Annotated in this window: 16 protein-coding genes; 4 read left to right on the plus strand and 12 right to left on the minus strand. The window is 70.9% G+C overall.

The features are described 5' to 3' along the window. Positions 1-184 precede the first annotated feature (184 nt). Positions 185-1,360, minus strand: coding sequence for a macrolide family glycosyltransferase (locus tag JKV81_RS19975; RefSeq protein ID WP_129261709.1), 1,176 nt, complete (start codon positions 1,358-1,360; stop codon positions 185-187). A gap of 330 nt (positions 1,361-1,690) precedes the next feature. Here JKV81_RS19975 and JKV81_RS19980 point away from each other — a divergent pair, with 330 nt between their 5' ends. Then, positions 1,691-2,191, plus strand: a complete 501-nt coding sequence (locus JKV81_RS19980; protein ID WP_129261711.1) for a phospholipase — start codon at positions 1,691-1,693, stop codon at positions 2,189-2,191. 136 nt (positions 2,192-2,327) lie between these two features. Next, positions 2,328-3,668 (plus strand): serine hydrolase domain-containing protein, encoded by a 1,341-nt coding sequence (locus tag JKV81_RS19985; RefSeq protein WP_129261713.1) that lies wholly within the window; start codon positions 2,328-2,330, stop codon positions 3,666-3,668. Positions 3,669-3,763: 95 nt separating this feature from the next. Here JKV81_RS19985 and JKV81_RS19990 read toward each other — a convergent pair whose 3' ends face one another. Next, complete coding sequence (locus JKV81_RS19990) at positions 3,764-4,849, minus strand: S1 family peptidase (protein WP_129261715.1); 1,086 nt, start codon at positions 4,847-4,849, stop codon at positions 3,764-3,766. Between the two features lie 435 nt (positions 4,850-5,284). On the opposite strand from JKV81_RS19990, the gene JKV81_RS19995 reads away from it, so the two are divergent. After that, entirely contained in the window at positions 5,285-6,178 is an 894-nt protein-coding gene (locus tag JKV81_RS19995) for an alpha/beta fold hydrolase (protein WP_124279527.1), read from the plus strand. Between the two features lie 91 nt (positions 6,179-6,269). Here JKV81_RS19995 and fxsT read toward each other — a convergent pair whose 3' ends face one another. From fxsT to fxsA, 4 genes are all read right to left on the minus strand, one after another. After that, positions 6,270-10,202 (minus strand): FxSxx-COOH system tetratricopeptide repeat protein, encoded by a 3,933-nt coding sequence (gene fxsT, locus JKV81_RS20000; protein WP_129261717.1) that lies wholly within the window; start codon positions 10,200-10,202, stop codon positions 6,270-6,272. After that, positions 10,199-11,500 carry an FxsC protein gene (gene fsxC, locus JKV81_RS20005; RefSeq protein ID WP_164992669.1) on the minus strand — a complete coding sequence of 434 codons (1,302 nt, stop codon included), beginning with the start codon at positions 11,498-11,500 and terminating at the stop codon, positions 10,199-10,201. The genes fxsT and fsxC overlap by 4 nt, the downstream gene beginning before the upstream one ends. A 150-nt stretch (positions 11,501-11,650) precedes the next feature. Further along, complete coding sequence (fxsBH, locus tag JKV81_RS20010) at positions 11,651-13,927, minus strand: radical SAM/SPASM protein FxsBH, inactivated beta-hydroxylase extension form (RefSeq protein ID WP_202077021.1); 2,277 nt, start codon at positions 13,925-13,927, stop codon at positions 11,651-11,653. Between the two features lie 110 nt (positions 13,928-14,037). After that, positions 14,038-14,202: an FxSxx-COOH cyclophane-containing RiPP peptide gene (gene fxsA / locus JKV81_RS36570; protein WP_099177920.1), complete on the minus strand. Its 165-nt coding sequence runs from the start codon at positions 14,200-14,202 to the stop codon at positions 14,038-14,040. A 214-nt stretch (positions 14,203-14,416) separates the two neighbouring features. Between fxsA and JKV81_RS20020 the strand changes: the two genes are divergently transcribed. After that, positions 14,417-15,346: a DUF4231 domain-containing protein gene (locus tag JKV81_RS20020; RefSeq protein WP_099177919.1), complete on the plus strand. Its 930-nt coding sequence runs from the start codon at positions 14,417-14,419 to the stop codon at positions 15,344-15,346. A gap of 78 nt (positions 15,347-15,424) precedes the next feature. Here JKV81_RS20020 and JKV81_RS20025 read toward each other — a convergent pair whose 3' ends face one another. From JKV81_RS20025 to JKV81_RS20050, 6 genes are all read right to left on the minus strand, one after another. Next, positions 15,425-15,904, minus strand: a complete 480-nt coding sequence (locus tag JKV81_RS20025; RefSeq protein WP_124279522.1) for a hypothetical protein — start codon at positions 15,902-15,904, stop codon at positions 15,425-15,427. Positions 15,905-16,089: 185 nt separating this feature from the next. Further along, positions 16,090-16,992 (minus strand): S1 family peptidase, encoded by a 903-nt coding sequence (locus tag JKV81_RS20030; protein ID WP_202077023.1) that lies wholly within the window; start codon positions 16,990-16,992, stop codon positions 16,090-16,092. 353 nt (positions 16,993-17,345) lie between these two features. Continuing rightward, on the minus strand, positions 17,346-18,152 hold the full coding sequence (locus JKV81_RS20035) for a DUF1684 domain-containing protein (protein ID WP_202077024.1): 807 nt from the start codon (positions 18,150-18,152) through the stop codon (positions 17,346-17,348). Positions 18,153-18,156: 4 nt separating this feature from the next. Continuing rightward, positions 18,157-19,476 carry an NtaA/DmoA family FMN-dependent monooxygenase gene (locus tag JKV81_RS20040; RefSeq protein ID WP_202077060.1) on the minus strand — a complete coding sequence of 440 codons (1,320 nt, stop codon included), beginning with the start codon at positions 19,474-19,476 and terminating at the stop codon, positions 18,157-18,159. Between the two features lie 29 nt (positions 19,477-19,505). Further along, complete coding sequence (locus JKV81_RS20045; RefSeq protein WP_129261729.1) at positions 19,506-20,582, minus strand: LLM class flavin-dependent oxidoreductase; 1,077 nt, start codon at positions 20,580-20,582, stop codon at positions 19,506-19,508. Between the two features lie 15 nt (positions 20,583-20,597). Further along, positions 20,598-21,572 carry an ABC transporter substrate-binding protein gene (locus JKV81_RS20050; protein ID WP_129261731.1) on the minus strand — a complete coding sequence of 325 codons (975 nt, stop codon included), beginning with the start codon at positions 21,570-21,572 and terminating at the stop codon, positions 20,598-20,600. Between the last annotated feature and the right edge of the window lie 27 nt (positions 21,573-21,599).

The raw sequence follows: 21,599 nt of genomic DNA on the forward strand, positions 1-21,599 counted from the left end.
CATGGGCGACGGGGGCATGGGCGACGGGGGCATGGGCGGCGGGGGCACGGGCGGCACACCGCCGGAGGCGGCCCCCTCCGGCGGCAGCACGCGCCACGGCTGACCCTGCCGGAGGGCGGGCAGCGGGAGCCGGGCCCCGAGGACCGTGCGGCGGGGCCGCTCGGTCGCCTCGGGGCCCGGACGATCAGCCCAGCATCTCCTCGATGAGCCCGACGGCCCGTGCCGTACCGCCCTCGGCCCGGGCCTCGGCACGCAGCCGCGCCGAGCGCCGGGCGACCTCGGGATCGGCGACGAGCTCGGTGAGCGCGGTGCGCAGGGCCACGGCGGTGGCGTCCGCCGTGTCGATGCGCCGGGCCACCCCCAGACCGACGAGCCGGTCCGCGTTCATGAACTGCTCGGCGCCCTGCGGAACGGCGATCATGGGGACCCCGGCGTACAGCCCTTCACTGCTGCCGCCCATCCCCGCATGGGTGACGAACGCGTCGGCCTGCTCCAGGATCGAGAGCTGGGGCACCCAGGAGTGCACCTCGACATTGCCCGGGACGCGGCCGAGCACGTCCGGGTCCGTGTACCTGCCGATCTGGAGCACGACGTGCCAGCCCTCCAGACCACCGAAGGCCTCCAGGCACCGCCGGTAGAACTCCGGCCGGTCCGTGTAGGCCGAGCCCAGGGAGACGAGCAGTACGTTCTCCGCACCGGCCGGCCGGGTCCACCCCTCCCGGTCCGCGCGTGAGCCGAAGCAGGGTCCGACAAACGTCACCGCGCCGGTGTCGACCCGGTCCGCGTGCGGCTGCATGGCCTTCGGGATCATCGCCAGGACCCTCGCGGGCCGCCCGGAGAACGTGTCCACGTCCGTGGTGGACGCCCCCGACCCCGCGAGCCACCGCGCGAATTTCTCCCGGTACGCGTCGGCGCCCGGCAGCGCCCACAGGGCCGCCCCCACCTCCTCGTCGTAACCGTCCCAGGCCACGAAGGTCGGGGAGAGCTGAAGGACCGGCCGGCCCTGCGACTCGGCGAGGGCGCGGGCGGCGTAGGCACCGATGTCGTACAGGTACAGGTCCGCCGGCTCCCGGTCGTAGGCGGCGCGCAGCTGCGGCAGGGCCTGGACGGCATCGTCGAGGAAGAACCCCATCGCGGCGACCGGGTCGTCGGGCCAGTCGTTGTCGGCGACCGGCAGGACGGACCCGCACGGGACGAACTCGGCACCGGTGGCCGTGATCAGGCCGGCCACGGCGGGGTCGTCGGCATACGTCACCCGGTGACCGCGGGCCACCAGCTCACGCACGATCTCGAGGCTCGGGAGGACATGGCTGACGGCGGGAACGCCGATCATCGCGATGTGGGTACGGCGAGGGGACATGGAGGATCACCTGTTTCAGGTCTACGGCGAGCAGGACACACCGCCCCGGCACGCCACCGCCGCGGCACATCCTGCCGGGGGCGCACACGGGCACGCGGTACGGGAACGGGGCACCACGGCCCCGTCCGTGTCAGCCGTAGATCTGAAGGAAGCGCATGCGCAGCATTTTAGAGGAGCACCGGCCCGCGACCCAGGGCCGACCGAACTTCTGATGACCGATTGACGAAGAAGCTAGGCATGACAGGTTCATGACGGCATCCTGAGAGCGCCTCGCGAGACCCGCGGGGAGCACGGCCGGCCCAACCCCCTTCCACTCACCGGAGGTTGCTCATGCGTCGCCGATTCGCCGCCCCGCTCGTCACACTCGCCCTGTCGCTCCCGCTCGCCCTCCTCCCGTCCGGCTCCGCCTCGGCCGCCCCCTCGGACAAGCCGCAGGTCCTCAGCTCCTGGACCCAGACGAGCGCCTCCAGCTACAACGCGTGGACCTCGGCCCGCAACAACCAGGGCGCCTGGGCCGCGTACGGCTTCGACTGGTCGACGGACTACTGCAGCACCTCCCCCGACAACCCGTTCGGCTTCCCGTTCCAGACGGCCTGCGCCCGCCACGACTTCGGCTACCGCAACTACAAGGCGGCCGGCACGTTCCCCGCGAACAAGTCCCGGATCGACTCCGCGTTCTACGAGGACCTGAAGCGGGTGTGCGCCGCCTACTCGGGCGCCAAGCTGACCTCGTGCAACGGCACGGCCTGGACGTACTACCACGCGGTGGACATCTTCGGTGTGGCCCCGGCCGGGACGGCGCCCGACAGAGCGTCCCGGACGGCCGCCTGACAGCAGCCCGCCCGACACCTGACAAACGTCATCTCTTCCCGTGCGCAAGGTCGTTCCCAGGAAGGATGGAGGACCGGTGTGACGCGCAGAGGATGGGGAGCTCTGCCACGCACACCTGAGGAGACGGGATCCGCCCATGCGCAACACCCGACCGACCCCTCGCTCCGGCCGCCGCAGAGCGCGCCTGGCCGCCGTCGCATCGGCGGCCGTGCTGTCGCTCGCGGTCGGCGCGCTTCCGGCCGGGGCCGCCGCCCCGCCTGCGGCCTCCGCCACCGCGCCGGCCGCCTCGGCCACGTCGCACCTCGACCGGAACGCGCTGCGCGCCTCCCTCGACGCCTTCCACCAGGCCGGGATGTACGGGGCCTATTCCTCGGTCAGGGACGGCTCCGAGCAGTGGCGCGGGGCGGCAGGCGTCGCCGACATCGGCACCGGGCGGCCGATGCGCCCGGACCACGAGCACCGGATCGGCAGCATCACCAAGACCTTCACCTCGGTGGCCGTCCTCCAGCAGGTGGCCGAGGGACGGATCGGCCTGGACGCCCCGATCGGCGACTACCTTCCGGAGCTGATACCGGGCGAGCGGGGCAGGAAGGTGACGGTGCGGATGCTGCTCAACCACACGAGCGGCATCGCGGACTACATACTGCCCGCCTTCCCCGAGCTGGCCACCGACCCGGGCCGGGCCCTGGACGAGGGCCGGTTCCGCAGGATGGTCCCAGAGGAACTGGCCCGCCTCGGCCTGGCGGCCGAGCCGCAGGCACCGCGCGGCACGCACTCGTACGCGAACACCAACTACATCCTCGCCGGACTGCTGCTGGAGAAGGTCACGGGCCAGGACGCGGAGGCGTACATCACCCGGAACGTCATCCGCAAGGCCGGGCTGCGGCACACGTACTTCCCGCGCTCCGCCCGCATACCGGGACCGCACGCCAGGATGTACGAGTCGTTCTACGGAACCATCGAACCGGCGCGCGACTACAGCGTCTACGACATGTCCTGGGCCGGGACGGCCGGCGCGATGGTGTCCACGATGAGCGACCTCGACGACTTCTACCGCCTGCTCCTGGGCGGGAAGCTGCTCGGCGCGGCGGAGCTGCGGGAGATGAAGACGACGGTCCCCGCCTACGAGCCGGCTCCGGGACAGGAGGTGGCGATGCGGTACGGCCTCGGGCTGTACACCCTCAAGATGCCCAGCGGTGGCTGGTACTGGGGCCACGACGGCGGTGTGTTCGGCGCAGGGACCTGGGCGCTGTCCACGGAGGACGGACGCCGTCAGGCCGCGATCGGCTACAACCTGATGAAGTACGAGCGGTTCGACGAGGACGGCCGGCCGCTGCCGGACCCGATCGGTGAAGCGCTGTTCGGTTACATGGACGGAGCGCTGAGCGGCGCCCCCGCCGCGCGGGCCCCCGGCACATCGCCCGTGCCTCAGCGTCTGCTCGCCCCCGAGCAGCTCCGGCGCCAGGGCGTGCTCTGAGAGTCCCGCCTCGCACCACGGACGGCGAGCCCGCCCCCTCGTACCGCATGAGGGGGCGGGCTCGCCGGTTCACCGGAACCGAAGGGGCCGGAGCGTCAGCCGATCTCGGCGCCGAAGGCCGCCAGTGCCTCGGGCACCGGCTGGAAGAACGTCTCGCCGCCCGAGGAGCAGTCGCCGCTGCCGCCCGAGGTCAGGCCGAGTGCGGTGTCGCCCGCGAAGAGCGAGCCGCCGCTGTCGCCGGGCTCGGCGCAGACCGTGGTCTGGATGAGGCCGTTGACGATGTCGCCGTTGCCGTAGTTGACCGTGGCGTCCAGGGCGGTGACCTCACCGTCGTGGACCTGGGTGGTGGAGCCGCTGCGGGTCACCGTCTGGCCGACGGTCGCGTCGCCCGCCTTGGTGATCGCCTGGGTGGAGCCGTTGTAGAGGTCCACCTCGCTGGGGTGCGGGGTGTCGGAGGTGTACTTGACCAGCCCGTAGTCGTTGTCCGGGAAGCTGGAGCCCTCGTTGGCACCGATCTCCGAGCCGCCCTGCGTGTCGGACCAGCTGGTGATCGACTCGGTGCAGTGGCCGGCGGTCAGGAAGTACGGCTCGCCGCCCTTGACCACGTTGAAGCCCAGCGAGCAGCGCCCGCCGTTGCCCCAGATCGCGTCGCCGCCGGCGATGAGGGGCTTGAACTCCCCTGCGGACTTCTTGAGTTCGGCCTTGGCGCCGAGCCCGTCGACGACCTTGCTGAGCTTGTCCCAGGCCGCGCCTTCGACCGTACGGTCGGCCGTGACGACGACCTTGTTGGTGACCGGGTCGACGGCCCAGGAGGTGCCCGGGATGGTGGCCTTGTCGGCGAGGGTCTGCCGGGCGGACGTCAGCTCGGCGAGCGTGTGCTGTACCAGTCTGGCCTTGCCGCCCGCCTGGCGGACCTGCTCGGCCGCCGACTCGTCGACGACGTTCACGACGAGGTTCTTGGCCTTGGCGTCGTAGTACGCGCCCGCCGCGTCACCGCCCAGGGTCTTGTCCAGGGTGGCGGCGAGGCTGCCGGCCGAGTGGGCGCTGAGGGTCTTCACGGTGAACTGGGGTACGTCGTCGCTGGCGTTCGCAGTCTGGAACGTCACGCCTGCCGCGACCAGAGCGAGGACGGCCGATCCGGCCAGGGCCACACGCTTCCTGGGTATGCGTCGGTGCTTCAACTTCGACCTCCTGTGGGGCCGTGCACGGACAAGTGGGGTGTCCGGAACACGGAGGATGGGGCGCCCACTATTCCGATGCGATGGATAGCACACAAGGTCGACTTCCGGACGCGCACACGACGACGACGGTTCGCCCGCGCCGTGTTCACAACCCGGGTTTCGCACCACGTCGGTTCCGTTCGCGAACACCCGGTGCGATGACCCGTCGGCAGGGGGTGAGGACTAGTCCTGTCCTGTAATGGCCCCTGGCGTCCGGATGCCGTGGAGGGCACTTCTGAAGCCGAACACCACCGAATGCCTCCGAACGTCCCGAACACCACCGGATCGTCCCGACGGGGAGTGCCGGTATCGCCTCCGATGGGTCATCATCGAACTGGCAGTAAATGCCGGGCAGTTGGTGTCCGGACCGAGCGGGGTGATGAGCGGAGGGACGTCGTGCGGACTCGGGTGCGCGTGGCCGACGGACGGCATCTGATGGTCGAGCGACAGGGAGACCCCCGCGGCAGACCGGTGTTCCTGCTGCACGGGATGCCCGGCAGCCGGCTGGGACCGGCACCCCGCGGAATGGTCCTCTACCAGCGGAACATGCAGCTGATCGCCTACGACCGCCCGGGGTACGGCGGCTCGGACCGGCTGCCGGGACGGCGGGTGAGGGACGTCGCCGAGGACGTACGGGCGATAGCGGACTCCCTCGGCCTGGAACGCTTCGCCGTGGTCGGCCGTTCCGGAGGCGCGCCGCACGCTCTGGCCTGCGCCGCGCTGATGCCCGACCGGGTCACCCGTGGCGCCGCCCTGGTCAGCCTGGCTCCCCCGGATGCCGAAGGGCTCGACTGGTTCGAGGGGATGGCCGCGTCGAACGTGCTCGCGTACTCCCGGGCCACGGCGGATCCGGACGGGCTGGCGGAATCCTTCATCAGCCGCTCGGCGGAGATCCGGCAGAACCCGGCGCGACTCCTGGACGACCTGCGCCGGGAGCTGACCGACTCCGACCGCACCGTGGTCAACGACGCCGGGATCCGCACGATGCTGCTGGCCAACTTCCGCGAGGGGCTGCGCACTTCGGCGTACGGCTGGATCGACGACGCGCTCGCGTTCTGCAGGCCGTGGGGGTTCGACCCGGCCGACATCAGGTGCCCCATGATGCTGTGGCACGGCGTGAAGGACGTCTTCTCCCCCGTGGGCCACTCCCGGTGGCTGGCCGAACAGATCCCGGGCGCCACCGCCGTACTGGAACCGGCGGCGGCGCACTTCGACGCGCTGTCCGTGCTGCCCGAGGTGCTCAACTGGCTGCTGGACGAGCGGGAGGCGGGGACAGCGGCGGTCTGCTGATCCCGGCGAGTGCCCCGGGCTCCGGAGGTCCGGGGCCCTGGGCACTCCGGCTCCCCGGGCTCCGGAGGTCCGGGGCCCGGGGCACCCCGGCTCACACCGACATCGGCTCCAGCTCCCGCCAGAACCTCCGCTCGTCCCGCGCTATCCGGGTCAGCGGATGGTCGTCGCCGAGCTGGCGCGCCAGCTCGTCCCCCGTCTCCGCCCGCAGCCTCAGCGCCTCGTCCTTGCGTCCCATCGCGCCGAGCGTGACCGCGAGGTTCGACGTCATGGCCAGGGTCTCCGGGTGATGCGCCCCGAGGACCTCCCTGAGCTGGCCGGAGACCCGCCGCTCGGTCTCCAGGACGAGTTCGAGATCACCCCGCCCCGCCGTCGCGTTCGCCAGGTTCATGACGCAGAACAGCGTGTTCGGGTGCTCACGGCCGAACACCTCCCGCATCGAGGCGACCACCCGCGTCAGCAGCTTCTCCGCCTCCAGCGACGCGCCCGCCCCCGAGAGGTAGGCGCCCAGGTTGTTCTGCGCGGCCAGGGTGTACGGATGCTGCTCCCCCGGCACGTTCATGTACTGGTCCACCACCTCCTGCGCGGCGTCCCTGGCCTCCACGGCCTCCCCCGCGGCGAACAGGTCGGCCGCCATGTTGAGGTCGCAGGCCAGTGACTCCGGGTTGGCCGAGGTGTACTTGGCCCGGTACCTGGCCCGCGTGGCCACGGTCAGCCGCCGCGCGTCCTCCAGCTGCCCCGCCCTGCGCAGCGAGACGGCCAGGCTCTTGGCGGCGCTGAGCGTGGTGGGGTAGGTACGGCCGAGGGTGGCCTTGTACATGTCGTACGTCCGGCTGAGCAGGCCGACCGAGTCCTCGTACCGCCCCACCTCGCGCAGGTCACGCGCCAGCGACATCGCGGAGGACAGGCTGTACGGGTGCTCGGGCCCCAGGACCTCGGACCGCAGGTCGTAGACGTCCTGGTCGATCTCCCTGGCGCGGGCGTACTGCCCGACGCTGCGCAGGTTCAGCGCCAGGTTGTTCGCCGCGGCCAGCGTCCGGGGGTGCCGGTCGTGGAAGATCTGGCTGAACCCCTCGTGCGCCGCGGTCGCCAGCTCGATCGCCTTGCCGTAGTCACCGAGGAGACCGAGGTCGATGGCCAGGCTGCTGGTGGTCATGTACGTGTGCGGATGCTCGGGCCCCAGCACCGCCCGCTGCCTGCCCAGGGTCACCTCGTCGAGCTCCTTGGCCTCCACGTACCGGCCGCGGGTGCGCAGGATGTTGGAGAGGTGGAAGCAGAGGTAGAGATACTGCAGATCCTGGTTCCCCAGCATCTCCCGCCAGGTGTCGCGGAGTTCGTCCCCGAGCCGGCCCGCCGTCCGGACGTCGCCCCGCTTCCACAGGTAGCGCACCCGGTCGATCAGCAGCCTGCGGGTCTCGGCGTCCTTGCAGTTGCGCGCGTCCGACGGGCCGAGGTGCGGCCAGATCGTGGCGAAGCGCGGCCAGGTCTCCGGGTTGTCGATCGGCTCGTCGTCGTCCGGCCTGGCACCCGCCAGGATGCGGTGGACGACGTGCCTCGCCTCGCGCTGCTCCTCCTCGCTGAGCTGGGCCCTGATCACCGCCTGCACCAGACGGTGCACCTGGATGGAGTTCGACACCTGGTCGACCTTGGCCAGGGCGAAGCGGCCGATCTCCCGGATGACCCGGCCCAGGACCAGCTTCTCCTGGAGCGAGGCGTCGTAAGGCTTCAGTGCCTCGATCATCTCCTTGCTGTAGAGGAGATTCGCCGAGATCGGCTCCGGCGCGAAGAACGCGCAGAGCTGGAGCAGCCGCACCGCGGCGGGCGAGCGCTCCTTGAGGCGTTCGATGGAGATGTTCCAGGTGGCCGCGACGGGCTGCGGGTACCCGGCCGGCTGGTTCAGGGCCAGGACCTCCGGGGCCTGCTGGGCCAGCTGTTCCAGATAGGTGTCGATCGGGGTCGCGGTCTCCGCGATCCAGGCCGCCGCCTGCTCGACCGCCAGCGGCAGGTCCCCGACGGCGGTGGCCACCTGGGCGGCGTCCTCGTCACTCAGCCCGGGGGCACGGCGCTGGAGGTGCTCGATCGACTCCTCCCGCAGGAACACGTCGACCGGCAGCGCGTCACCGTGCTGCGACCAGGACTGGTTCCTGGAGGTGACGAGGATGTGTCCCGAGCCGCCCTGCGGGAAGTACCGGCTGAGCCGTTCGGGATCGTCGGCGTTGTCGAACACCAGCAGCCAGCGTTCCGACGGCACCCCCCGCCGCAGCAGGTCCACCGCCTCCTGCGAAGCGGCCGCCATGTCGTCGCCGCCCTGCGCACCGAGCCGTACGGCGAGTTCGGCGAGACTGGCCACCACGTCGTCGATCTGCTCGGACGATATCCACCACACCAGGTCGTAGTCGGCCATGAAGCGGTGCACGTATTCCAGGGCGACCTGGGTCTTGCCGACGCCGCCCAGGCCGTACAGGGTCTGCGGCTGCGGCAGCACGACGGCCATGCCACCGCCGAGCTGGTCACGCATCCGCTCCAGGACCAGGGAGCGGCCCGTGAAGCCGGGGTTGCGGGGCGGCGCGTTCCAGATCCTCGGCACGGTGCCGGGGAAGCGGGGCCCCGGCGACATCCCGTCGCCGAGCTGCACCGGCCGGTCCAGGGCGCGCATCAGCGCCGTGGTGGCGTGCACCTCGTCCAGCCGGAACAGGTCGACCGGATTGCGGTCGATGTACGGCGCGGAAAGCCGCACATCACTGACCCTGAGCGGCAGCAGCTGGCGCCGCCCGCCCCCGGGGTCCTCGGAGACGGCGCGCTCCCAGAGGTCCACGGCCCGCTGGGACTTGAGGTAGGCGCTGGAGAGCAGAACGACCGTGCGGGTCGCGGTCTCGGCCGCCTGTACGGCGTCCGTCGGTCCGGGCTCGGCGGAGACGTCGCGCGGGACCACCCGGAACCCGGCGCGGGTGAGGACCGACTCGATCCAGTCGGCCCACATGCGGTTCTCCGCCACATAGCTGAGGAAGAGATCGGCGGGCAGCGCGGGACGGCGCCGGGTGAACGCGTCGCGGATGCGCAGCCGGACCTCCTCGCCCACCGGCGGCATCGCGGTGATCTCCTGCTGCGTGACGACCGCCGTGAGGCGTTCGAACGCGGACAGCAGCGAGTTGCTGAGCCCGGCCTCGTCCCCGAAGGTGGCGAGAGTCTCCTCGTACGCGTAGTAGGGGCGGTACGGGATCTCCACCGCGCCCCAGTAGGCGGTGAGCTCGTCGCCCGAGAGGTCGCGGGGCAGCCGGTCGAACTTCAGCCGGGCCAGCGCCCGTCCGGCGTCGGCCTTCTCCTTCTCGCCCTCGTCGATCCGCATCGGGACGGGGAAGATCGAGATGGGCCGGCCGGTGTAGCGCTCGGCGATCTGGCGGGCGACTGCGGCGGCGCCGTCGATGGACTGGTCGCTGAGGGTGAAGCAGTCGACGAGCACGTCCGGGAGGTGGACGGTGCAGATGTCGGCGATGTCGCTGAGGCCCGTACGGCTGTCGATGAGGACGTAGTCGTAGTTGGCCTTCATGTCGTCCCGCAGGGCGTCGAAGAAGTGGCCGCCGCCGAGCCGGTCGTAGAAGTTGTCCCAGTCGAAGGTGGAGACGGTGGCGGAGTACTCGCGGTTCTGCCGTCCGGCGGAGACGAAGTCGAGGGTGCCGCCCCGCGGGAACTCCCAGCCGAGCGCCTCCGGCGTGAGCGACACCGCGTGCGGCTGGATGCGGGCGTAGTCCCGGTGCCAGTCGTCGGCCCGCTGGGCGGGGTTGGTCGCGGCCCAGGCGTACTCGGTGATCAGGTCGATCACGCCGGTGGTGGCCCCGAGCGTCGAGGGGTCGAGGAAGGGGTGGAAGAACCGGTGGAGTCCAGGGGCTTCCAGGTCCCAGTCGACGGCCAGCACCCGCTTGCCGTTGGCGGCGAGGATCCAGGCGGTGTTGGCGAGGGCCATGGTGCGCCCCGTGCCACCCTTGTACGAGTAGAAAGTGACGATGCGCCCGTCACGACCGGCTGTCATACGTCCTCCGCATCCGTCGCAGGGTCGTGCATGTCGGGTATGAAGCGGGTGCTGCCCATGGGCCCCATGAGCCGCGTCCGTTCGCTGTGGCGCCCGCCGGCCGGTGGGTAGACCGTGGCATGCCGCAGATACTGCTGAGCGGCCACCTCGACCACTTGGGGCAGGATCTGGCCGAACGCTTCCATACTGGGTACCCCCTTGGCCGCGACACGGCAGAAGGCCCGCCCCTGCTGCATCTTGACCGGCATCGTCTGCTCGAGTTTCTCGGTCAGTTCGGCCTCGGCCGCCCTGCTCTGATGGTCCTCCCTGCACCAGGGGACGACCATGGTCACCCAGGGCCTGTTCTCCCGGTCGAAGGCGGCGAGCCGCCGTCTCAGGTCCTCGTCCTGCAGGGCCCACCGGTCGACCAGGAGGATCTCGGGGGTGCTGGGCGACTGCTTGCCCTCCCGCTGTCCCGGCTCCTCGTCGAACGACGTGACAACTGCCTGGTAGTTGAGCGAGCGCACCAGTTCTTCGGCGACGTAGGCGAGTGGTCTGGCGGACGCAGGATGGTAGGGGTTCCACTCCTGCGGGTTGTCGCCGTAGTACTCCGGGTTCCGGCCCTCCGGCAGGTCGTGGCGGGTGGGGGCGGCGATGCTGATCCTCATGGGCCGCGGGGCGCCCGCTCCGCTGCCCGGCGCGCCGAAGGCGCTGGGGACGAGGCGGAAGTCGAGGGGCCTGCCCGAACCGATCTGCACGGTGTCGGCGACATGGACGATGCGTTTCGCCAGGTGGTAGACGGCCTGTTCGTAATCCTGGGCGAACAGCGTGAGTTTGATCAGCCCGTAGAGCCCGTCGCTGACGTAGCGGTCCCCGAAATCCCGGTGGTTGAACTGTAACCGCTCGGCAGGGCCCGGGAGTTGGGTCGGCGGCACCGGAACCCAGAGGGCGGGGACGATCGCTTCGGCCGGCTGGTTCAACCGTGCCCGGTGGTGGATGGCACGCTGTTCGAAGGCGTACCACTCCTTGCCGCACATCTCACTGGCGAAGTAGCGCGGCGAGAACAGCGGGACGAAGACCCGGCAGTTGGCGAGCACACTGCCCAGCCGCTCGGACCAGCCCTCACCGGAGCGTATCTCCCGGTCCATGAATCCGGCCTGTGATCCCGCGGGGAGATTGGTCATGGCCATCACATGACCGCAGAGATCTTGGAATAGCCGTTCGACCCACATGTCTGGGTCCGATCCACCGCCGTACCCCGGTGTATGCGCGTAGCTCAGAAAAAAGTACGGCCGATGGTCCGCTCGCTGTTGCGTCATGCGTGCACACGACCCCCGTCCTGTGTGAGCACCCGCATCCCAGGACTGTGGAGAGGGTGCGAGCGAATTCATCATTCCGGAGCGGACTGTGCTCCACCCCCACGGCGTTCGGTCAATCAACGCCGCTTTTCAGTCATCCCTACCCAGGATTCATCGAGCAGGTTCGTGATCCACGGCATTCCTGAGGATGTTCATCCCACTTGTCCCATGTACACCTCTCACCTCTTCCCGGAGCGACCTCAGCAGCCGCATTCCTCCGACCGTCGGTTCGGCCGCCCCGTCCATCATGTCGAGCGCCTCGGGCACCCCGTCCATGAATCCGGGAACGAGGAAGGAAAGTCCCACGCGTTCGTACGTTCCTGCAAGCAGGCCGGAAAAGGGGACCTTTGTATTCCGTTCCCAGGGCAGCCGGTACTCCCAGGCCCCGTCCAGGGCGTAAAGATCCGTGACGTCCAGGAGAGCCCGCAGCCTGGCCCTCCGGAGACCGCGCAGCAACGCCAGGGCGAGCTCACGGGTGTCCCCCGCGAGCACGAGGCCGACGGTCCCGTGGCCGTGCGGCCGTGCCGTGTTCCGGCCGGCGACGAGTGGCGTGAGAGTGGTCAGCGTCTCCGCGGCGTCCGCCGCCTGTCCGGGCGCGGCCCGTTCCAGCAGCTCCCACGCCCGGCCGACGGCCTCGCTCCAGGCCTCCGCCCCGGCCGGGCCCAGACGGGGCGCGGCCGGCGACTCGAAGCAGTCGCGGTACGGGTCGAGGTCCTCGATGGCGAGCCGCGGTGCGCCCTCCGCCGTGACGTACCGCACCGGGAGCCAGCCGGGACCGTCGGCCCCCGTCGGGACGATCCGCTCGGCGCCGCTCTCCCCCCGGACCGCGAATCCCCCGCCGGCGGTCCGGACCAGGAGGCGGCCCGCCCCGCCGGGGCCCGCGACCCGCAGCTCGCCGAGCGTGGGGAGGAAGAGCCTGCCGTCCCGGTAGTCCGCCGGCACCTCCAGATCGAGACCGGACCGCACCGCGGCGGCCGCCACGTACGCGGGCAGCCGCAGCGCCTGACCGACCGCTTCGGGCCGCTCGGCGTGCAGCCCTTCCAGGACGTCCAGCAGCCATGTACGCGTGTAGGCGTGCGCCAGGACCCGGTCGAGCCCCGCGGCGCCCTCGGGGGAGGACTCCAGGACGCCCGCGAGCCCCCAGGCCTCGTCCCAGCGGGCGCCGCCGCGCCCGTCCAGAGCCTCGTGAAGACCGGCGAGCAGCGTACGGGTCAGGTCGTGCTGCTCGGCAGCCAGTTCACGCCGGTCGGCCAGCGCGGGAGACACGGTGGACGCGCTCGTACGCTCCTGGATCCCCCGGACCAGCGCCTCCAGGTCGGCGCAGTAGACGGAGGGGTTGTCGAAGTCGTTCGCCGAGCGGTACCGGTGCGTGTAGAGCCCGCCCCCGCACGACCGTACGACGGGGCAGCGGCGGCACGTCTCGCTGACGCCCGCCAGGCCGAGCTGCCGCGCCTGGACCCCGGGGTGGGCGGCGACGTCGTCGAAGGAGTGCGAGAACACGTCGAACCCGGTGGCGGCGGCGCCCTCGTAGGCGCTCTTGAGGGAGTCGACCTGCTCCAGCTGACCGTCCGTCTCGACGACCACGAGATCCGTGGGGGCGAGGCCGAGGGACTCGGTGAGACTGGGGCCGCCGCTCAGCGTGGAGAGCACCGAGGAGAACAGGCGCACCGGCACCGGGCCACCCTCCTCCTGCCAGCGGTCGAAAACCGCGAGGAGCCACTCGGCGTAGGCCGTGGGCGATCCGTCGGGGCGGGGCGGCGGGTCGTCCCAAGTGGCGTGCGGCAGAAGGAAGTCGATGAGCGGGGGGTCGAGCGCGACCAGGGCGTCCAGCACGGCGTGCGGGTCGTTCTCGATGTCGATGGTGCACAGCAGCCCGAGGTTGAGATGGCGGTAGCGCTCCTGCCGGAGCAGCTCGACCGCCTTCAGCACGAGGGGGTGACTGCTGCGCCCGTCGGCGAAACGCCGGTGCCGGTCGTTGGCCGCACGGTCGCCGTCGAGGGAGATACCCACCTTGACGTCGAACTCGTCGAAGAGGTCCAGGTAACGGGAGCTGAGCTGCAGGCCGTTGGTGTGGATCCGGAGGTCGAGGTCGGCGACGCCCGACAGGGCCGACCCGAACTCCTCGCAGACGCGCCGCAGTCGGGCGGGCCCCGCGAGCAGAGGCTCCCCTCCGTGCAGGATCACTGACACGGAGGGCAGTGCGTGTGTCTTCGCGTGCTCAGCGAGGCGCTGTGCCGTCTTGGAGATGACGTCATCAGAAACCGTCTTCGGCCGGGTTCTCCAGCTCTGATCAGCATGTTCGTAGACATAGCAATGATCGCAGGCGAGGTCACACCTGCTGTGAACCTTCAGAACGATTTCGCGGAACGGGACCGCGGGGCCTGTCATTCCACCACTCTAGTCCAGCCGCGCCAGGATTCCGGCCGCCGGCCATACGAGCCGACCGCCCGAACGGGTGGAATTCAAACTGCTTTACGGCGCCGACTGCCTCGCGGTTCTTACAGCGAGGAGTTGAATGTCGAGATCTGCGTCGGGCGGCCGCCTGCCGTCGCGAGCACCCTGCCCATCTTCCTGGCTGCTGCACTGCCGGATGCGTCGATCTTCGCAAGCGGCACACGACGCTTCGCGACAGCGAAGCTCGGGGTGGATTCGTAGGTCTTCACGGCCGTCCTTGATGGGCTCGTTCCGGACACGGAAACAGCACCGGCACCTGCACCATTGCAGTGTCCGGCGGCACGACTTTACTCTCATGGACCCGGTGTGCAACTCGACTCGTACAGCCGTAACCCGAGTGATTTGCAGGACTACTCCAAATGGGCCGGAAACCATTCACGTGCGGACCGGGATGACCACTACATCGAATACAGGAGAGTGATCATGACGGCGATTCCAGGACCGCTGCAGAGCATGGTCTTCAGGAGCGCTGATCTGCCCGCACTCTTCCATCACACCGACGCGGTCGCCGTCGCGCGCCAGCGTGAGGCGGTCAACACCACCCGTGGCCAGCTCGCCCTGCTCGTCCTGGGCACCGTGCCCGCCGCCCTGCCCTGGCGTGCCGAGGTCGGGGACGGTGTCCAACTCCTCGATGGTATCGCGGTGTTGGCGTATCTCGGTGTCCTGATCACGACGTACCTCGCCTCCCGCCGCAAAGCAAAGTCGCATTGGCAACTCAACCGCTCCGCAGCGGAGTTCATCAAGTCCAACTGCTGGCGTTACGCGGTCCACGGCTCCCCCTTCGACTCGGCCGTCCAGCACCCCGAGGCGGTGTTCGCCAGCCGGCTCGAGGAGGGGCTCCAGGAGTTACGGAAGGTCGGGTGGGACGATCCGAGGGAGGAGATGGCGGACTCGGGCGGGGGTCTGATCACCGCGTCGATGCGGGAGTTGCGGGAGAAGGCGTTCACCGTACGCAAGGAGACGTACATCCGGGACCGGCTGATCGAGCAGCGGCGCTGGTACCGCAGGCGCAGGCTGGTGTCGCGGCGCGGGGCGCTCGTCTGGTCGAGCACCATCGCCGCGCTGACACTGCCCGCGCTGGTCCTCGCCGTGCTGAGGACCTTCGGGGAGGCCGGGTCCTTCGCGCTCACGGGGACGTTCTCCGCCGCCGCTGCCGCCTGCCTCGCCTGGAACGAGATGCGGCGCCACCATCCGCTGGTGACCGCGCACTCCCTGGTCGAGGACGACCTGGAGAACATGCAGGCCGCGATGGAGACCACCCTGACCGAGCGGCAGTGGGCCGCCGCCGTCTTCGAGACCGAGCGGATCGTCTCGCCCGAGCACACGGACTGGCTGGTCAGGCACCGGATGTGAGGACGAGCGGCGGGACCCGGCTGGTGCGCGGCGGGACCCGGCCGCGGTGGGACCCGGTGGCACCGGTGCGCGGCGGGGTCAGCCGCGTTCCACCCCCTCGCGCCAGATGACGGTGACCGGCCGCCCGAGGCTGCGGGCGTACGTCACGATGTCGCCGGTGCCTCCGAGGCCCCGCGCGGGGAGGCCGTCCCAGACCGCGATCAGCCGGTCGCAGTGGTCGGCGATGTACGCGCCCGCCGCGTAGTAGGCCTCGTCGGTGGAGTGCGGGAAGTCCAGCCGGATCTCGCGGGCGGCCCGCGCCTTGAGCGTCCGGTAGCGCGCGAGGTCCGCCTCGTCGGCGAAGCCGTCCTCGTAGTCCCCGCTGGGGATGACCACGGTCAGCTCCGCGCCGTGGGCCAGGGCGAGGTCGGCGAAGAGCTGGTCGGCCCCGACCGCCAGGCTGGAGAGCGCCTCCAGGGAGCCCTCGTGTCCGCACAGGGCCGCTCTCAGCTCCTCCAGCACATGCTCCTGGACCTCCTGGGGGATGCTGCGGTGACCGGTCACTCCGATGCGTTTCACGGACTGGAACCCCCTGGTGTCTGCGGGGGCTCCCGGAGGGCATCCCTCCGGACCGCACAGCGTCCGCCCCCCGTGGTACCTCTGCGACCGACCGTCCTGACATCCTCTCAAGAGCCGCGGTCCGAACGGGAGCCCCCGCCGGGGTTCGGCGGGGGCTCACGGGAGTGCGGCGGTGCCCGGCCGGGTCAGAACACGCTGACGCCGTACGCGCTCAGTGCTTCGGTGACCGGCTGGAAGAAGGTCGTCCCGCCGGAGGTGCAGTCGCCGCTGCCCCCGGAGGTGAGGCCGATCGCCCGGGTGCCCGAGTAGAGGGGGCCGCCGGAGTCGCCGGGCTCGGCGCACACGTTGGTGCGGATCATGCCCTGGACGACGTCGCCGCCGCCGTAGTTGACCGTGGCGTTGAGGCCGGTGACGGAGCCGCTGTGGATGCCGGTGGTGGAGCCGCGACGGGTGACGGACATGCCGACGGTGGCGTTGGCGGCGCTGGTGATGTCCTGGCTGCCGACGGTTCCGGACTTGGTGACGGAGGTGTTGGTGTAGCGGACGATGCCGTAGTCGTTGGTGGGGAAGCTCGATCCCGCGGTGGTGCCGAGGACCGTGGTGTGGGCCGAGTTGGACCACCAGGTGCCGGCGCCGTCGGTGCAGTGACCGGCCGTCAGGAAGTAGTAGGTGCTGCCGCTGCGGACGTTGAAGCCGAGGGAACAGCGCCAGCTGGAGGCGTAGACGGCGTCGCCGCCCGAGATCAGCTTGCTGAACTTCCCGGGGGTGCGTTCGATGCGCAGGGCGCCCGCGTTGACGCCCGCGGACTTCTTGATGTGGTCGATCTCCGCCTGCGAGACCGTGCTGTCCACGGTGACGAGGAGGCGTCCGGTCGCCGGGTCGGTGTTCCAGGCGGTGCCGGCGACATCGGCGTCGAGCACGGCTTCCCCCGCCGCGCTGAGCTGGTCGGCGCTGTACGTTCCGGTCTGGCCGGCGTTGGCCGCGGGGACGGCGAGGGCTGCGACGGCGACGAGGCCCGCGGAGACGGCCGTGATCCGGCTGCGTCTCGCGGTGCTGCCGCGGCGGGGGTTGATGCGCTTGATCCTCACTTCTCGTTCCTCCCGAGGGGAATCGGGGGCCCGCCTGTGGGGTGGCCGGGCCCGTGAGGCGCGGTCATGGAGAACGACGGCTGCGTTCCGGAAAGCATGCGAAGTCCGGATGTGTCGCACTCCTGACGGGCGCTGCTCGGGAGTATTGAGGCGCGCCGGCCGGGCACGCAAGGGTGCCTTTTCGGACGCGGAGGCGCCGGGCCGGATGCGGGGCGCCGGGCCGGACGCAGGGGCGCCGGGCCGGATGCGGGGGCGCCGGATGCCCCCACCGGCCCCGGGCAGCCCTGCGGCTCCTGGGGCCGGCGCCGTCACGGCCGGGACGGTCGGGACGGGACAGGCGGGACTTGGACGAGTCAGCCGTCGATACGGTTCCGCTCCCCCGCCGGGACGGCCACCGTGAGGGTGTTGCCCGGCGGCGGGAAGGGGCAGATGAAGTGGTCGGCGAAGGCGCACGGCGGCAGCAGGGTGCGGTTGAAGTCGACCCGTACCCGGCCCTCCGCGTCGGGCGCCTCGGGCCGCAGGAAGCGGAAGCGGTAGCTGCCGTTCCCGCTGGTGGCGTCGGCGAACACGGCCCAGAGCGAGCCGTCGGGCTCGACCGCCACCTGGAGGGTGTGCTCGGCGCCGTCGAGGGTGAAGGCGATCTCGCCGGAGAGCCCCAGCCCCCGCTCACGTCCGTCGGCGTTCTGGACGCGGACGGTCCGGTCGGACGCGTACGGCCGGAAGGTGCCCTCCAGCGACCACTTCGGGTCGTACGGCGTGGCGTCGATGGTCCGGAAGGCCTGCCGGGCCGGGGACTGCGGGTCGAAGTCCCTGACCGCCCAGAGGCCTTCGCGGCTCAGCACGACCAGCCGGCGCTGGCCCTGCGCCACCCGGGACGTGTCGATCGGGCCCCGGTCGGCGGCGAGGCGGACCTCTCCGGCCAGCGGCTTCGCGTCGACGGTCAGCCCGTCGTCGGGGGTGGCGGTGAGCACCACCTCGCCGTCCTCCTCGCGCCACAGCCCGGGTACGGCCGGAATTCGACCCTCCGGGTGGTCCGCGAGCCAGTGGGTGCCGGTGAGGGAGAGCGGGCCGTGCGGCGCGGCCACGGCGACGATGCGCCGCTCGTGCCAGCGCTGCCAGGCGTGGAACTCCTCGCTGTCCTGCTGTGCGTCCGTGCTCATGCGGTCAACTTTTCCATACGGGCCGGGCCAGGCCGAGGTGCGACCTCAGCGTGGAGCCGGTGTATTCGGTGCGGAAGACTCCGCGTTCCTGGAGGATCGGGACGACCTGGTCGACGAATCCGTCGAGGCCGCCGGGGGTGAGGTGCGGTACGAGGATGAAGCCGTCGGCCGCTTCGGCGGTGACGAACTTCTCCAGTTCGGCGGCGACCGTCGCGGGCGAACCGATGAAGGACTGCCGTGCGGTGGCCTCGATGGCCGTCTGCCGGATGGAGAGCCCCTTGGCCTCGGACAGCGCCCGCCACTTCGCGGCGGCGGCCAGCGGGTCCGCGACCCTGACCCGGCCCTGGACCAGGCTCGACCCGGGGTCCGGGTCGATGTCCGGGAGGGGGCCGTCGGGGTCGTACGAGGAGAGGTCGCGGCCCCAGATCTGTTCGAGGGCGAGGATCGCGTTCTGCGGGGACACCTGCTGGTGGCGGATCTCGGCGGCGTTCTGCTGGGCCTCGGCGTCGGTGTCGCCCAGGACGACGGTGACCCCGGGCATGATCTTCAGGTCGCCGGGCTCCCTGCCGTACTTCGCGAGGCGGGCCTTGACGTCGGCGTAGAACGTCCGGCCGGCCTCCAGGGTGCCGTGCCGGGTGAAGATGACGTCGGCCGCGGACGCGGCGAACTCCCGGCCCTCGTCGGAGTCCCCGGCCTGGATGACGACGGGGTGCCCCTGGGGCGAGCGGGGGACGGTGAACTCCCCGGAGATGTCGAAGTGCTGCCCGGAGTGCGCGAACGGGCGCGAGGTGCCGTCCGGTGTCCAGGAGTCCCACAGCTCCCGTGCGGTGGCGACGAACTCGGCGGCGCGGGTGTAGGGGGTCCCCCCTGTTCGAGCGGAGCCGAGAACCTGGGGGAGGTCGGCCCGGTCGAGGTAGCCGCCCCGGCGGAAGTTCTCGCCGGTGAAGGCGTCGGACGAGGTCACCACGTTCCAGGCGGCGCGCCCGTCGCTGAGGTGGTCGAGTGTCGCGAGGCGCCGGGCCAGTTCGTACGGTTCGTTGAAGGTGGCGTTGACCGTGGCGGCGAGCCCCAGGCGGTCGGTGACGGCGGCGAGGGCGTTGAGCACCGTGAGGGACTCGGGGCGGCCGACGACGTCCAGGTCGTGGATCCGGCCGTTGTGCTCGCGCAGCCGCAGCCCTTCCGCGAGGAAGAAGAAGTCGAACTTCCCGCGCTCCGCGGTCCTGGCGAGGTGCTCGAAGGAGGTGAAGTCGATCTGGCTCCGGGAGCGTGGATCGGTCCACACGGTGGTGCTGTTGACGCCCGGGAAGTGGGCGGCGAGGTGCATCTGTTTCGGCATGTGTTTCGGCGTCTGTTTCATGAGGTCCCCTCCGAGTTCCTCGCGAGGGCGTAGCGGTTGGCCGGCCGGCCGAGGCCGAGGTGCTCGCGGAGTGTGCCGCCCGGGTAGAAGGTGCGGAACAGGCTGCGGTGCTGGAGCAGGGCGACGGTCCCGTTGACGATCCTCTCCAGGTCGCGCTCCGGCGTGATGGGGGTGAGGTGGAAGCCGTCCACGGCTCCGCCCCGGTGCCACCGGGTGATGAGTTCGGCGAGGTCGACCGGGCCGCCCCGGAAGTAGGTGCCCCGCCCGGCCAGCTGCGGGCCGCTCTCCAGGCCGGGTTCGGGTGTCTTCTCGGCGTCCCCGAGGTCGACGGTGAGGGCGACCAGGATCCGCAGGTCCTCGGGGTCCCGGCCGTGGGCGGCGGCGCCGCGGCGCAGTTCACCGGCGAGCGAGGCCGCCTGTTCGGGCGAGGTGGCCCGTACGTGGACGATGTCGGCGTGCCGTGCGGCGGCCTCCCGGGCGGGGCCGCTCGTGCCGTCGATGACGGTGACCGGCCGGCCCTGCGGCGGCCGGGGCACGATGGCAGGGCCCCGGACGGAGAAGGTGCTGCCCTCGAAGTCGACGTAGTGCAGCTTGTCGCGGTCGATGAAGCGGCCGGTGGCGACGTCCCGGATCTCCGCGTCGTCCTCCCAGCTGTCCCACAGCCGGGCCCCGACGTCGGCGGTCTCCCCCGCCTCCTGCCACAGGGCTGCGGCGGGGGCCGCCGGGCGGCGGCCGAACAGCCGGGCCTCGGCCTCGGTGGTCGACACGTCGGCCTGCCAGCCGGCCCGGCCCTTGCTGACCCAGTCGAGAGTGGCGACGGCGGACGAGACGTGGAAGGGCTCGGTGTGGGTGGTGGTGACGGTCGGCACGAGGCCGATCCGGGTGGTGGCCGGGGCGACGCGGGCCAGTACGGCGAGCGCGTCGGGCCCGGGGCGGTTGAAGGAGTCGCTCAGGGTGACGTAGTCGAGGGTGCCCCCTTCGGCGAGGCGGGCGAGCGCGGCGTAGGAGCCGGCGTCGTAACGCGGCGGTCCTCCGATCTCGGCGGCGAGGTGGAGGGGCCTGGTGGCGGACATGCGGGGCCTCTCGGGTCAGTTCTCGGTCTTGGGCAGGCCGGGCGGGTTGATCTCCGACTTCTCGACGGCCTCGTTGGACAGGCCCCAGCGCTTCAGCACCTTGGCGTACGAGCCGTCCTCGACCAGGTGGTCGATCGCGGCGCCGTACGCCTCGACCAGGCCGCTGTCCTTCTTCGTGGTGGCGGCGATCTTCCCCTGGATGGCGTCGCCTCCGCCGGACAGCGTGCCGACGACCTCGGACTGGCCGGCCGACGCGACGTGGTAGTTGGCGGAGGGGCTCGGGCCGAAGTAGGCGTCGATGCGGCCCGACTGGAGGGCGATGTAGTAGTCGGTGATGTTCTGGAAGTACTTGATCTCCACCGGCTTCCGGCCGGCCTTGACGTTCTGCTCGCTCCAGTCGACGAGGATCTTCTCCTGGTTGGTGCCGGAGGAGACGGCGATGGTCTTGCCCGCCACGTCGGCCGGGCCCTTCACCTTCCAGCCGGAGCCCTTCTTCGCCTCGAAGGCGATGTTGTCGAGCCGGTAGGTGGCGAAGTCGTACTTCTCCTTGCGCTCCTCGGTCACGGTGACGTTGGAGAGGACCGCGTCGAACTTGGAGCTGTCGAGGCCGACGAAGAGGTTCTCCCAGGAGACCTGCTCGAACACCGGCTTCAGTCCGAGTGTGTCGGCGAGCAGCGTCGCCAGGTCGATGTCGGCGCCGATCCTGGTCTTGTCGTCGGTCGCGTAGAAGCCGAGTGGCGGCGAACTGTCGGCACTGCCGCCGATCCGCAGTGTGCCCCGCTCGCGGATCGCGGCCGGCACCTCGGCCGCGATGGCGTCCACCTTCTTGCCTCTGATCCGCTTCTGGTCGGGGCCGATGTTGATACCGGTGTCCTTCTGGCCCTTGGCGCTGATCACGTCCTCGGCGGCGTCGCTGCCGCCGCACGCGGTGAGCAGCCCTGCGGCGGTGAGCGTGGCGAGGGCGGCGGTGAGGGTGCGGCGGATGGTCATGTGACTGCTCCTTGACTGCGGGGACGG

The organism is Streptomyces silvae, from assembly GCF_016745505.1.
Taxonomy (GTDB): domain Bacteria; phylum Actinomycetota; class Actinomycetes; order Streptomycetales; family Streptomycetaceae; genus Streptomyces; species Streptomyces silvae.

Bases quoted from the DNA above. Each gene is read 5' to 3' on its own strand.
- JKV81_RS19975 (WP_129261709.1), bottom strand. From the start codon at position 1,360: ATGTCCCCTCGCCGTACCCACATCGCGATGATCGGCGTTCCCGCCGTC.
- JKV81_RS19980 (WP_129261711.1), top strand. From the start codon at position 1,691: ATGCGTCGCCGATTCGCCGCCCCGCTCGTCACACTCGCCCTGTCGCTC.
- JKV81_RS19985 (WP_129261713.1), top strand. From the start codon at position 2,328: ATGCGCAACACCCGACCGACCCCTCGCTCCGGCCGCCGCAGAGCGCGC.
- fxsT (WP_129261717.1), bottom strand. From the start codon at position 10,202: ATGACAGCCGGTCGTGACGGGCGCATCGTCACTTTCTACTCGTACAAG.
- fsxC (WP_164992669.1), bottom strand. From the start codon at position 11,500: ATGACGCAACAGCGAGCGGACCATCGGCCGTACTTTTTTCTGAGCTAC.
- fxsBH (WP_202077021.1), bottom strand. From the start codon at position 13,927: ATGACAGGCCCCGCGGTCCCGTTCCGCGAAATCGTTCTGAAGGTTCAC.
- JKV81_RS20020 (WP_099177919.1), top strand. From the start codon at position 14,417: ATGACGGCGATTCCAGGACCGCTGCAGAGCATGGTCTTCAGGAGCGCT.
- JKV81_RS20035 (WP_202077024.1), bottom strand. From the start codon at position 18,152: ATGAGCACGGACGCACAGCAGGACAGCGAGGAGTTCCACGCCTGGCAG.
- JKV81_RS20040 (WP_202077060.1), bottom strand. From the start codon at position 19,476: ATGCACCTCGCCGCCCACTTCCCGGGCGTCAACAGCACCACCGTGTGG.
- JKV81_RS20045 (WP_129261729.1), bottom strand. From the start codon at position 20,582: ATGTCCGCCACCAGGCCCCTCCACCTCGCCGCCGAGATCGGAGGACCG.
- JKV81_RS20050 (WP_129261731.1), bottom strand. From the start codon at position 21,572: ATGACCATCCGCCGCACCCTCACCGCCGCCCTCGCCACGCTCACCGCC.